The following is a 13,657-nucleotide window of genomic DNA, read 5'->3' on the forward strand; positions in this document are numbered from 1 at the left end:
TTTTCCTACTTTCCTACACAGAATTCTGAGAAGATCTTATTCACTAAATCTTCTTCAATCTCTGAACCAGTAATCTCACCAAGAGCCTTTAATCCAGAGGTTACATATATAGATATTAAATCCAAAAACTCATTTTTCCTTACACTCATTAAAGCTAATTCACAATTTTCTTTTGCTCTATATAGAGCTTCTTTATGCCTTGTATTGGATATAATAATACTTTCGCTTTGTAATTTTCCACCAAAAAATAACTCTTTAATCTTATTTTTAAAAGATTCTATGCCTTCATCATTTCTAATAGAGACTTCCAAGATATTTTCTAAATCTATAAGACTATCTCTATTTATCTTATAATCTAAATCCACCTTATTTAAAAGTACTATATGTTTTTTATCTTTAATATAGTTAACTATCTCTCTATCTTGTTCTTCAAAATCCCTACTAATATCCAGCATTAATACCACTAAATCTGCCTCATCTATTTTTTCTTTAGATTTTTCAACACCTATTTTCTCTACAATGTCTTCTGTTTCTCTAATACCAGCGGTATCAACAATTTTAACTGGAATTCCATCTAAATTTATATATTCTTCTATTACATCTCGAGTTGTTCCAGGAATATCAGTTACTATAGCCCTTTTTTCTTGAAGTAAATAGTTAAGCAAAGAAGATTTTCCAACATTAGGTTTTCCTATTATAACCATGTTTAAACCTTCCCTTAATATTTTACCTTCCTCAGCATTTACAATTAGTTTATTAATTTTGTCTATAGACTCTACCAAATTTTCTTCTACTCTTATTGGAATAGTCTCATCTGGTTCTTCTTCATCTTCCGTAAAATCAACATCATACTCTATTAACGCCAAAGCATTAAGAAGATGTTCTTTTAATTTATTTATTTCCTGGGAAAGTAATCCCTGACTTTGAGCTAAAGCAGATTTCATAGACAAGTCTGTTTTTGCTCTTATTATATCAATAACAGCCTCTGCTTGACTTAAGTCTATTCTTCCATTTAAAAATGCCCTTTTAGTAAACTCACCTGGTTCTGCAAGTCTAGCACCAAATCTTATAACCGAATCCAAAACTTTATTTGTTGAAACAACTCCACCATGACAATTTATCTCAACTATATCTTCTGAAGTAAAACTCTTAGGACCTTTCATAAAGCTTACTATTACTTCATCTATAATATCTCCATCATTTACTATATATCCGTATCTCATAGTATAAGATTTCATATCTAAAATACTTTTATTATTTTTAGCCTTGAATATTTTATCAACAATATCCAATGAATTACTTCCAGAAATTCTTATTATAGATATGCCCCCTTCTCCAACTGGAGTAGCAATGGCAGCTATAGTATCAAACTCTTTCATTATTAACTAGGCCTCCTTAAAAAATTTATACCTAATATATCCCTACTACAAAATATTTTACATAATAGATTTATCTTAGTCAAAATTTATTGAATATATAAAAGAAAGCCCAAACAGGCTTTCTAATCTCTTTTAAAATCAATAACTATTTTTCTGAAAGGCTCTTGTCCCTCACTGTAAGTGTATACGGATTTATCATTTTGTAATGCCGCATGTATTATCCTTCTTTCGTAAGGATTCATAGGTTCTAATTTAATAGCCTTTTTAAATTTTCGTACTTTAAATGCAGTTTTTCCAGCTAATCGTTTAAGAGTTTCTTCTCTCTTAGCTCTATAATTTTCAGTATCTAGTACTACCCTTTTATAAGGATTTTCATGCCCTTTATTAACTACAAGAGAAATAAGATATTGCAAAGAATCTAAGGTTTCCCCCCTATAACCAATAATTAATCCCATATTAGGACCAATTAGATTAATATTTAGAGTATCATCTTCTTCCTTCATTCTTATTTCAGCCTTAATTTCCATAGAATTTAAAACATTTCTCAAAAAACTTTTTGCTTCAACTATATAATCTCTTTTAACTTTAACTTTTATTCTGGCAGGTTTTGCACCAAAAATGTTTAAAAATCCTTTATTTCCTTCATCTAGGATTTCAATTTCAACTTTATCTTTAGTAACATTCAGTTCCTTTAAGGCAGAATCTACTGCCTCATCTACAGTTCTTCCATTAACTTCTATTAACTTCATATTAAATTCACCTACCCTGCAGTTATATAAAATAAATATCTATGAAATTTGAGCTTGCTTTTCTTTTCTTTTCTTAGGTAAAGTAACTATAACATATGTTTGGATTATTTGTATTACGCTACCCATTATCCAATATAAAACTAGTAATGATCTAAAATTAATCGCTGATACTCCTATCATAACAGACATAGCTATATTCATAGAACCCATATTTGGAGTTCCTGGTGCCTGAGCTGCAGATGCAGAATTTGCTTTTGTAGAATACACCGTTGATAAGTATGTTAAAGCCGCTGCTAAAACTGGTAATATAAAAGACGGATCTTTTTTAGATAAATCTGCTATCCATAAAAATGACTGTCCTTCTACTGCAGTAATTTTCATAAATGCACCATATAAAGCAAATAATATCGGCATCTGAATTATCATTGGAAGACATCCACCCGTCATACTAACATTATTTTCTTTATACAACTTTACGGTTTCTTGTTGTAATTTTTCAGGATTATTTTTATACTTAGTTTGTATCTTTTTTAATTCAGGTTGAATCTCTTGCATCTTAGCTGTTGACTTCATAGACTTTATATTTAGTGGTAATATCAACAATCTTATTATTAATGTAAGAAGTAATACTGATAAAACATAAGATACACCTATATCTGTTATTCCTATATTTGAAATAAAACCTTGTAACTTTTCTACAACCGTATATAAAAGTTCAGCTATACCATTAAACAAAATAAATACCTCCTAGTAATTTACTTAACTGGATCATAACCACCCTTGTGGAAAGGATGACATCTTAAAATTCTTTTTATAGCCATAAAACTTCCTTTTATAGCTCCATATTTTTCAATTGCATCAATTGCATATTGAGAGCAAGTTGGTATGTATATACAATTGGACCTCATCATAGGAGAAATGAACCTTTTATAAAACTTTATCAGAATTATTAAAATCCTTTTCATTATATATCATCCCTGACCTTTTAAATAAATTAAGCATAGCTTTTTCTATATCCCAATAGCTCTTATCTTTAATAGCATTTCTAGCAATAAAAACTAAATCGTGTCCTTCTTTCAAGTTATTACAATTCAATCTATAACACTCGCTAATTAACCTTTTAACTCTACTCCTAACTACACTCTTTCCAACTTTTTTGCTTACTGATATCCCAATCCTATTAAATTTATCATTATTATCTCTATTTCTTCTATTATAAAATATATATAAAACTAAAGTATCATTAGAAAAAGACTTTCCTCTTCTATATACATTTCTAAACTCAAGATTTTTTCTTAGTTTTTGTATACTCATTTATCAAGTCTCCCTTTTATTTCTGCATTTGCAGAAAAAGGCCACAAAAGCGGCCCTTATGCTGTTAATCTTTTTCTTCCTTTTAGTCTTCTTCTCTTAAGCACGTTTCTTCCAGATAAAGTGCTCATTCTCTTTCTAAATCCATGTTCTCTTTTTCTTTGTTTCTTTTTAGGTTGGTATGTCATGAACATGTAGCTACACCCCCTTCAAATTATATTTTATATAGTAAAACTATATTATTGCTCATTTTGAGTTTTACCTTTTAATTATATATTTCCTTAATAGTCATGTCAAGAAAACTTAATATGTTAATAAAATACTTAACAAAGATAAAAATTGTGGATAAATTATTGAACCCCTTTGTTTATTTATGTTATTATTAATAATATGTTGTGAATAAATTAATTTCACACCAAACTTATCCACAGCTGTGGATATTTATGTGTATAACTTGTTCAACTTTTGGCAGTTCTCATCATCACCTTATATATTTTTATCTTATTTCAAGATATTATTCATTGTTTATAGTGTTGATTTTATTTTTTCCACAATTGTTGATAACATAACTTTTTATATACACTTTAAAACATATCAACAAATTTATTAACATGTGAATATTTTTTTATACATAGTCAATCATTATAGGATGTGTACATATTTTCTGTTAGTAAGTTGTTTATATTTATAGATTTTTTTATTTATACATACTTTTTTTGAAATTTTTATAATTAGGTAACTGGAGGATATACGATGGATACCCAACTAAATCAACTATGGGAAAAAACATTAAACATAATAAAAAGTGAAATGTCTGAAGTTAGTTTTAATACTTGGATAAAAAGTTGCGAACCTTTATCTATATCTTCTGATAGCATAAAACTAGGCGTTCCTAACGAATTTACTAAGGACATATTGGAACAACGATACAAGGATTTGGTAGCTAATGCAATAAAACTTATTTCATCTAAGAAATATAATATAGAGTTTTTAATTGAATCCGATACTAGTGAATTACATTCAGAAGATACTACGTTGAGACATAATAAAAAAAACAGTGCTGTTGTAGTAAATGATTTAATGCTAGCAACCTTAAATCCTAAATATACTTTTGACTCGTTCGTTATAGGTAATTCCAACAGATTTGCCCATGCTGCATCACTTGCTGTTGCTGAATCACCTGCTAAAGCTTATAATCCTTTATTTATATATGGGGGAGTTGGTCTAGGAAAAACTCACTTAATGCATGCTATAGGACACTATATTCTTCAAAATAACTCAAAATCTAAAGTTGTTTATGTATCATCTGAAAAATTTACTAATGAACTTATTAATGCAATTAAAGATGATAAAAATGAAGAATTTCGAAATAAATATAGAAATATAGATGTGCTTCTTATTGATGATATTCAATTTATAGCTGGTAAAGAGAGAACTCAAGAGGAATTTTTCCATACATTTAATGCTCTTCATGAAGCCAGTAAACAAATAATTCTATCATCTGATAGACCACCTAAAGAAATCCCTACTTTAGAAGACAGATTAAGAAGTAGATTCGAATGGGGGCTTATCGCTGATATTCAAGCACCTGATTTTGAAACTAGAATGGCGATATTAAAGAAGAAAGCAGATGTAGAAAATTTAAATGTTGCTAACGAAGTAATGGTCTATATAGCTACAAAAATTAAATCTAATATTAGAGAGTTAGAAGGCGCCCTTATTAGAATAGTTGCGTATTCATCTCTTACCGGTAGAGATATTACAGTAGATCTAGCTACAGAGGCGTTAAAAGATATCATATCCAATAAACAAAGCAAAAATATAACCATTGAAACAATTCAAGATGTTGTTTCATCATATTATAACTTAAGAGTAGAGGACCTAAAATCTCAAAGAAGAACTAGAAACATCGCATATCCAAGACAAATAGCTATGTATTTAAGTAGAAAACTTACAGATTTATCTTTACCTAAAATAGGAGAAGAATTTGGTGGAAGAGATCACACTACCGTTATTCATGCATATGAAAAAATATCTGGTAGTTTAAAAAATGATGAATCAACACAAAATACAATAAATGATTTAACAAAGAAGCTTACTCAAAAATAATTAACAATGTACATAACTAAAGTTAATATTCTGTTGATAAAATTTTAATTAACATTTTGCTTTTAATAATGTGGATAGTTTATAGTAAATACACTCAACTTATCCACAGTATTTTTTTGTTAACTTTTTTGTGTTTATAAGGCCTAGAGGTACTTATAAACAAATCCACAGTCCCTACTACTATTGTTACTATATTTTATTATTAATTTTATCTATATTTATAGCAATTTTGCTGTGAATAATTAGGGAGGTTTTATATTGAAATTCATATGTGAAAAAACAAAATTACAAGAGGCTATATCAATAGCCCAAAAAGCTATAACTGGAAAATCTACTATGCCTATTTTAGAAGGTATTTATATAAAAGCAGATTCTGAAGGATTAACATTAATTGGATCTGACATAGATATATCAATAGAAACAAAAATAAATGCTGAAGTACTACAAAAAGGAACAATAGTTGTAGATGCTAAATTATTTGGAGAAATTATAAGAAAACTACCAAATGACAAAATTGTAATAGAACAACTACAAATTGGCGAAGATAATACTATACAAATAACTTGTAAAAAATCTGTCTTTAATTTACTTTATATGAACAGCGACGAATTTCCATCTTTACCAAACATAAACGAAACTAAAATATTTTCAATTCCTCAAAACTTATTAAAAAATATGATTAAAGGTACATCTTTTGCAATAGCTCAAGATGAAGCAAGACCTATACTTCAAGGAATTCTTTTTGAAGTAAACAATTCATATTTAAATTTAGTTGCATTAGATGGCTATAGATTAGCTATAAGAAAAGAAATCATAGACTCAGAAAATACAATAAGTTCTGTCATTCCAGGAAAAACATTAAATGAAGTTGCAAAAATATTAGAAGATACAGATAAAGACGTAGATATAACATTTACTACTAATCACATATTATTTAACTTAGGTGACACTAAAGTTATATCAAGATTATTAGAGGGAGAATTTATAAAATACAGCTCTTTACTTCCTCAAGAATATAAAGGATTGGTAACTGCAAATAAACAAGAACTTCAAAATGGAATAGAAAGAGCTTCTCTTATGGCAAAAGAAGGAAACACTAATCTTATAAAATTTGAATTAAAAGAAGACACTTTAATCATAACATCCAATTCTCAATTGGGAAAAGTAAGAGAAGAGGTTTCGGTGAATTTGCAAGGAGATGAAATGCAAATTGCATTTAACTCTAGATATTTATTAGATGTGCTAAAAGTTATGGATGAAGAGGAAGTTATTTTGGAGTTAACATCTAGTGTAAGTCCTTGTGTTATTAGAAATAAAAATATAGAAGATAGTAAATATCTAGTTTTACCTGTAAGATTAGCTAGATAATTTAAGGGAGGAGCAAATTTACAGATGCATAAATATACTAAAAATAATAATTATGCATCTGTAATGAGGAGTTATGTATGAATGAAGTTAGTATAAATACAGAATTTATAAAGTTAGATTCATTTCTAAAATGGGTAGGAGCAGTTTCATTAGGATCTGAGGCTAAAATGATAATTCAAGATGGTGAAGTTTTAGTTAATGGAGAAGTATGTACCCAAAGAGGAAGAAAATTAAGAAGTGGAGATATAATTTCTATAGAGCATGAAAGTTTTAAAATTGTTTAAAATTTTCATGTAAAGCCACAAAAGATATTATGTGTTATAATCAAGTTGGGTGTTTTTATGTATATAAAAAAATTAATGTTATTAAATTATAGGAATTATAGGAAGCTGGATATAGAACTTGGTCCAGCTGTAAATGTGTTTATAGGAAATAATGCTCAAGGAAAAACTAATATACTAGAATCAATTTATTATTGTGGTTTTGCAAGATCTCATAGAAATTCAAAAGATAGGGAACTTGTTAATTGGAATGAAAATAATGCTTATGTTAGTGTGAGTGTAAGTAAGGATAGACTGGATAAAAAAATAGATATTAATATTTTGAAAGATGGAAAAAAATCTATTCGGGTTAATTCTATAAAAATAACTAAAATAGGGGAACTAATTGGAGTTTTCAATGTAGTTATGTTTTCTCCAGAAGACTTAAAAATAGTTAAAGAATCTCCAGGGATAAGACGAAGATTTATAGATATGGAGTTGTGCCAACTAAGTAATAGGTATTATTATAATCTGGTTCAATATAATAAGGTTTTAAATGAAAGAAATTTAGTTTTAAAAAATAGAAAAATAGATGAATTCATTCTAGATGTTTATGATGAACAATTATCAAATTTTGCAGAGCAAATAATAAAAGATCGTATTAATTATATAAATAACTTGAATAATCATGGGAAAGCAATTCATAAAGACATTACTTCTGGAAAAGAAGATATTGAATTTAAATATGTCTCTAGTGTGAAAGATTTAGGAAATATAGAAATATCCATGAAAGAAGGACTTTTAAAAAACAGACCAAAGGATATCGAAAGAAGAATTACTAGTATTGGACCACATAGAGATGATTTTATAATACTTATAAATAATATTGATGCTAAGAGTTATGGATCGCAGGGACAACAAAGAACGGCAGTTTTAACCATAAAATTCGCTTCGTTGAACATCATAAAAGATATCACGAAAGAATATCCTGTACTTCTTTTAGATGATGTATTATCAGAATTAGATTTTACTAGAAAAGCATATATTTTAAATTCTATTCACGGAATACAAACCTTAATAACCTGTACAGGAATAGAAGATATATCTAAATATATAAAAGAAAGTGCAAAAGTTTTTAACGTTAAGGATGGTAGTGTTAAAGTTTAAAGGAGGAATATTTGTGTTTTTACACTTGGGAGAAAATGTTGTAGTTCCTATAAAAGATGTTATAGGAATATTTGATTTACAAAATACTATGTATAGTTCAGATACTAGTCAGTTTTTAAGGCTAGCTGAGGAGGATGGATTCGTACAAAGAATATCAAAAGAAAAACCAAAATCTTTTGTTATTGCTGAAGTTAATAAAAAAAGTAAAATATATCTTTCGCCGATATCCTCATCTACTTTAACAAAAAGAACAGACATAGATTACAATACATAAGTTGTTCCAATGTTTAACTTAATATAGATAAAAAATAAAATTATAGTTTAGGAGGAGTTAATGTTGGAGGAAAATAAGCAAAAATATGACGACAGCCAGATTCAGGTTCTTGAAGGACTTGAGGCAGTAAGAAAAAGACCAGGAATGTATATAGGAAGCACTAGTTCTAGAGGTCTTCATCATTTGGTTTATGAAATAGTTGATAATAGTATAGATGAGGCCTTAGCAGGTTATTGTAAAAATATAGATGTTTATATACATGAAGATAATTCAATAACTGTAATAGATGATGGTAGAGGCATGCCGGTAGGGATAAATGATAAGCTAGGAAAAGCTACTGTTGAAGTTATAATGACAGTCCTACATGCTGGAGGAAAATTCGGCGGTGGAGGATATAAAGTATCCGGTGGATTACATGGGGTAGGAGCATCGGTTGTTAATGCTCTCTCAGAAGCTTGCGAAGTTATAGTAACAAGAGATGGATATATATGGAAACAAAGCTATTCTAAAGGTAATGTATTAACACCATTAATTAAACTAGAAGAATCAGAACCAGAAGCTCATGGTACTAAAACTCATTTTAAGCCTGATGAAGAAATTTTTGAAGAAACAGTTTTTGATTTTGAGATTTTATCGAAAAGGTTAAGAGAGTTAGCTTTTTTAAATAAAGGAATAAACATAAGACTTGTAGATGAAAGAGATGAAAATGAGGAATTATATTACTACGAAGGTGGAATTAAATCTTTTGTTAGTTATTTAAATAGAAACAAAGAAGTTCTTCATAAGGAGCCTATATATGTTGAAGGATTAAAAGATGGTGTAGCTGTTGAAGTAGCACTTCAATACCACGATGGTTATAATGAAAACATATTTTCTTTTGCAAATAACATAGATACTATAGAGGGGGGAACCCATCTAGTAGGATTTAAAACTGCATTAACAAGAGCTGTTAACGACTATGGAAAAAAATTCGGGCATTTAAAGGATGCTGACAAAAATTTATCTGGAGATGATATTAGAGAAGGACTAACTGCGGTTGTATCAGTAAAAATATCAGATCCACAATTTGAAGGTCAAACAAAAACTAAGTTGGGAAATTCAGAGGTTAGAGGAATAGTAGACGGAGTAGTAGGAGAAACGGTTTCTTTATTCTTAGAAGAAAATCCTAATATAGGTAAAATAATAATAGATAAAGCTTTAGTTGCAGCTAGAGCTAGAGAAGCTGCTAGGAAAGCTAGAGAATTAACAAGAAAATCAGTATTGGAAAGAAGTTCTTTACCAGGGAAACTTGCAGACTGTTCATCTAAAGATCCTCTAGAATGTGAAATTTATATAGTTGAGGGTGATTCTGCGGGGGGATCGGCTAAACAAGGTAGAAATAGACGATTCCAAGCTATATTACCACTTAGAGGAAAAATATTAAATGTTGAGAAACAAAGATTAGATAGAATTCTTAATGCTGATTCGATTAGAAGTATGATTACTGCGTTTGGTGCTGGAATAGGAACCGATTTTGATGTAGAAAAAATAAGGTATAACAGAATAATAATAATGACAGATGCAGATGTAGATGGAGCTCATATAAGAACACTATTATTGACGTTCTTCTATAGATATATGAGAGAGCTTATAGACGGAGGGCATGTATATATAGCGCAACCACCACTATATAAAGTTACTAGAAATAAAAAAGAGTGGTATGCATATACTGATGCTGAATTAGAAGTAGTCTTAAAAGAAATAGGCGGAAAAGATAATAATACCAACATACAAAGATATAAGGGACTTGGAGAAATGAATGCAAGTCAACTTTGGGAAACTACAATGGATCCTGATAAAAGAACATTATTAAAAGCTACTGTTGATGATGCAATGGCAGCAGATGAAATATTCACTATTTTAATGGGAGACAAAGTAGAACCTAGAAGAGAGTTCATAACTAATAATGCAAAAAAAGTAGTTAATCTAGATATATAGTTAAAAATTGAGGTGAAACCTATGAGTTTAAATGAGGGAAAAGTAGTACCCGTTGACATAAGAAATGAAATGAAAAAGTGTTATATTGATTATGCTATGAGTGTAATTGTAGGCCGTGCACTTCCTGATGTTAGAGATGGATTAAAACCAGTGCATAGAAGAATTTTATTTTCTATGCATGAATTGGGGATAAGACCAGATAAGGGATACAGAAAATGCGCAAGAATAGTTGGAGAAGTTTTAGGTAAATATCATCCACATGGAGATTCATCTGTATATGATGCTTTAGTTAGAATGGCACAAGATTTCTCTATGAGGTATATGTTAGTTGATGGACATGGAAATTTTGGTTCTGTAGACGGTGACTCAGCAGCAGCAATGAGATATACAGAAGCAAAAATGAACAAAATTTCATCAGAAATATTAAGAGACATTAACAAAAATACCGTAGACTTTATAGATAATTTCGATGGAGAAGAGCAAGAGCCAGTAGTATTACCATCAAGATTTCCTAATCTTTTAGTTAATGGGTCATCTGGTATTGCAGTTGGAATGGCAACTAATATACCTCCACATAATTTAGGTGAAATTATAGATGGAACAATAATGCTAATAGATAATTCAGAGGTTACGGTTCTTGATTTAATGTCTAAAATTAAAGGACCAGACTTTCCAACAGCGGCAACTATAATGGGCAAAAATGGAATAAGAGAAGCTTATGAAACTGGAAAAGGTAAAGTTATAGTTAGAGCAAAAGCTGATATAGAAGAGGAAAACGGAAGACATAGAATAGTTGTTACCGAAATACCGTACCAAGTAAATAAAGCTAAATTAATAGAAAATATAGCAGATTTAGTTAAAGACAAAAAAATAAATGGAATATATGATTTAAGAGATGAGTCAGATAGAGATGGTATGAGAATAGTAATTGAACTAAAAAGAGATGCAAATCCTAGTGTAGTTCTTAATTTATTATATAAACATACTAAAATGCAGGATACTTTTGGAGTAATAATGTTGGCATTAGTTGATAATGAACCAAAGGTACTTAATTTAAAAGAAATACTAGTTCATTATATAAACTTCCAAAAGCAAGTAATAACTAGAAGAACAGAATTTGAACTAAGTAAAGCTGAAGAAAGAGCTCATATCTTAGAAGGATTAAAGATAGCATTAGATAATATTGATGAAGTTATAAGCATTATAAGAGGATCTAAAAACTCAGAAATAGCTAGAAACACTCTTATTGAAAGATTTGCATTAAGTGAAAAACAATCTCAAGCTATACTAGATATGAGACTTGCAAGATTAACAGGACTAGAAAGAGATAAAATAGAAGATGAATATAACGAGCTTATGGTACTAATAAATAGATTAAAAGATATATTAGGATCAGAAGTCAAACTTCTAGAAGTTATAAAAGAAGAACTTTTAGAAATAAAGAGTAGATATGGCGATGAAAGAAGAACTCAAATAGAGAAACAAGAAAATGAAATTGATCTTGAAGACTTAATACAAGAAGAGGATATCGTTATTACATTAACTCATAGTGGATATGTAAAAAGAATTGCAGCTGATACTTATTCTGCTCAAAAAAGAGGGGGAAAAGGCATACAGGCAATGACTACTAAAGAGGATGATTTTGTTGATCATGTTGTAGTAACATCAACTCACTCAGATGTATTATTCTTTACTAATAGAGGTAGAGTATATAAAGTTAGAGCATATGAGATACCTGATGCAGGAAGATCAGCAAAAGGAACTAATCTTGTTAATATAATTCCAATAGAACAAGATGAAAGAGTTGAAACTGTACTTTCTATAAAGGATCCTAATTTAGAGGGATACTTATTTATGGCTACAAAAAATGGAATAGTCAAAAAGACACCTTTAAGTGAATTTAAGAATCTAAGAAAGAATGGATTAATAGCTCTTAATTTGAGAGATGAAGATGAACTTCTTAAAGTTAAGTTAACATTTGGAGATGCTAAGATAATTATTGTTACTCAAGACGGATATGCTATAAAATTCAGTGAAAAAGATGTAAGACCAATGGGTAGAACAGCATCTGGGGTAAAGGCAATATCCTTAAGAAAGAATGACATTGCAGTTTGTATGGATATAGCAACAGATGATGAAGAATTATTAGTTATAAGTGAAAATGGTTTTGGTAAAAGAACACCTTTAACAGAGTATAAAACTCAAAATAGAGGTGGAGTAGGACTTATAACTTATAAAGTTGCAGAGAAGACTGGTAAATTAGTAGGAGCGTCTGTATGCAAAAAAGATGATGAAATGATGCTTATAAACACATCAGGAGTAGCTATAAGAATTAATGTAGCTGATATATCAATAACTAGTAGATCCGCAATGGGAGTAACTCTTATGAGAACATTAGGAGAGGAAAAAGTTGTTGCAGTTGCAAAAATATCTTCAGCAGATAGCAGTGAAAAGAATGAAATTCTACAGGAAGTAGTAGTAGAAAGTATAGATACAGTGAAAACTGAGGATGATACTTCTATAGAGAAACTATTAGAAAGATCAGAAGAAGAAAAATAAACAAAAAATAATAAAAAGTCATTACAAATTATAAAATTGTAGTGGCTTTTTATTATTATAAATTAGCAAATCAAATAGGAAAATATATAATACATTCAAATATTATAAATAAAAATAAAACATATTTATTTATAAAAAGTACAAAAAATAAGTTAAACAAAGGAGTATATAAATAATAAATATAGAAGAAAATATAGTGTATTTAAATTTAAATAGCAATTTAGTATAGAAACATGTCCTAGTGTATCAATAATAAGAAAACAAAGAAATTAAAAGGAATTATTAGATAAATAAGATTAATTTAATATAACTAGGAATATTGAGAAATATTATGTAGCATATAGGTGTTAAGATAAAACACGTCGCAAGAACAACAAAACATTTCAGATAAGAAATTAATCAACAAAAATTGATCAAAAAGAAATGAAAAAACTTGTTGACAGAGAAAAGTGTATATGATAAGATAACACTTGTCGCTGAGAGAGATTAGCGAAAAAGAAAAAA

At 29.0% G+C, this 13,657-nt stretch carries 13 protein-coding genes; 7 read left to right on the forward strand and 6 right to left on the reverse strand.

Going from position 1 to position 13,657, the window contains the following annotated elements; all coding sequences use genetic code 11:
- Positions 1 to 5: 5 nt before the first annotated feature.
- The 6 genes from mnmE to rpmH all read right to left on the reverse strand — a co-directional run bounded on the left by mnmE (position 6) and on the right by rpmH (position 3,633).
- Positions 6 to 1,379, reverse strand: a complete 1,374-nt coding sequence (mnmE, locus tag B3N22_RS07970; RefSeq protein WP_286906108.1) for a tRNA uridine-5-carboxymethylaminomethyl(34) synthesis GTPase MnmE — start codon at positions 1,377 to 1,379, stop codon at positions 6 to 8.
- 122 nt (positions 1,380 to 1,501) lie between these two features.
- Complete coding sequence (gene jag / locus B3N22_RS07975; RefSeq protein ID WP_286906110.1) at positions 1,502 to 2,128, reverse strand: RNA-binding cell elongation regulator Jag/EloR; 627 nt, start codon at positions 2,126 to 2,128, stop codon at positions 1,502 to 1,504.
- Positions 2,129 to 2,167: 39 nt separating this feature from the next.
- On the reverse strand, positions 2,168 to 2,863 hold the full coding sequence (gene yidC / locus B3N22_RS07980) for a membrane protein insertase YidC (protein ID WP_286906112.1): 696 nt from the start codon (positions 2,861 to 2,863) through the stop codon (positions 2,168 to 2,170).
- A gap of 20 nt (positions 2,864 to 2,883) precedes the next feature.
- Positions 2,884 to 3,096 carry a membrane protein insertion efficiency factor YidD gene (gene yidD, locus B3N22_RS07985; RefSeq protein WP_175550921.1) on the reverse strand — a complete coding sequence of 71 codons (213 nt, stop codon included), beginning with the start codon at positions 3,094 to 3,096 and terminating at the stop codon, positions 2,884 to 2,886.
- Positions 3,056 to 3,442: a ribonuclease P protein component gene (rnpA, locus tag B3N22_RS07990; RefSeq protein WP_073021296.1), complete on the reverse strand. Its 387-nt coding sequence runs from the start codon at positions 3,440 to 3,442 to the stop codon at positions 3,056 to 3,058. Before rnpA ends, yidD begins: the two co-directional genes overlap by 41 nt.
- A gap of 56 nt (positions 3,443 to 3,498) precedes the next feature.
- The gene (rpmH, locus tag B3N22_RS07995) at positions 3,499 to 3,633 is read right to left on the reverse strand and encodes a 50S ribosomal protein L34 (RefSeq protein ID WP_021803997.1); all 135 of its coding nucleotides are present in this window, start codon (positions 3,631 to 3,633) and stop codon (positions 3,499 to 3,501) included.
- Between the two features lie 559 nt (positions 3,634 to 4,192).
- Between rpmH and dnaA the strand changes: the two genes are divergently transcribed.
- From dnaA to gyrA, 7 genes are all read left to right on the forward strand, one after another.
- A complete protein-coding gene (gene dnaA, locus B3N22_RS08000; RefSeq protein ID WP_286906115.1) occupies positions 4,193 to 5,548 on the forward strand; it encodes a chromosomal replication initiator protein DnaA in 1,356 nt (451 codons plus the stop codon).
- 258 nt (positions 5,549 to 5,806) lie between these two features.
- On the forward strand, positions 5,807 to 6,916 hold the full coding sequence (gene dnaN / locus B3N22_RS08005; protein WP_286906117.1) for a DNA polymerase III subunit beta: 1,110 nt from the start codon (positions 5,807 to 5,809) through the stop codon (positions 6,914 to 6,916).
- 77 nt (positions 6,917 to 6,993) lie between these two features.
- Complete coding sequence (gene yaaA, locus B3N22_RS08010) at positions 6,994 to 7,200, forward strand: S4 domain-containing protein YaaA (protein WP_286906119.1); 207 nt, start codon at positions 6,994 to 6,996, stop codon at positions 7,198 to 7,200.
- Between the two features lie 57 nt (positions 7,201 to 7,257).
- Positions 7,258 to 8,343, forward strand: coding sequence for a DNA replication/repair protein RecF (recF, locus tag B3N22_RS08015; protein WP_286906121.1), 1,086 nt, complete (start codon positions 7,258 to 7,260; stop codon positions 8,341 to 8,343).
- Positions 8,344 to 8,356: 13 nt separating this feature from the next.
- Positions 8,357 to 8,617 (forward strand): extracellular matrix regulator RemB, encoded by a 261-nt coding sequence (remB, locus tag B3N22_RS08020; RefSeq protein ID WP_021803992.1) that lies wholly within the window; start codon positions 8,357 to 8,359, stop codon positions 8,615 to 8,617.
- A 60-nt stretch (positions 8,618 to 8,677) separates the two neighbouring features.
- Positions 8,678 to 10,594, forward strand: a complete 1,917-nt coding sequence (gene gyrB / locus B3N22_RS08025) for a DNA topoisomerase (ATP-hydrolyzing) subunit B (protein ID WP_175550919.1) — start codon at positions 8,678 to 8,680, stop codon at positions 10,592 to 10,594.
- Positions 10,595 to 10,615: 21 nt separating this feature from the next.
- Complete coding sequence (gene gyrA / locus B3N22_RS08030) at positions 10,616 to 13,153, forward strand: DNA gyrase subunit A (protein WP_073021307.1); 2,538 nt, start codon at positions 10,616 to 10,618, stop codon at positions 13,151 to 13,153.
- Positions 13,154 to 13,657 lie beyond the last annotated feature (504 nt).

The sequence above is a fragment of the Clostridium sp. UBA1652 genome (assembly GCF_002320975.1).
In the GTDB taxonomy this organism is placed as follows: Bacteria; Bacillota; Clostridia; order Clostridiales; family Clostridiaceae; genus Clostridium_T; species Clostridium_T intestinale.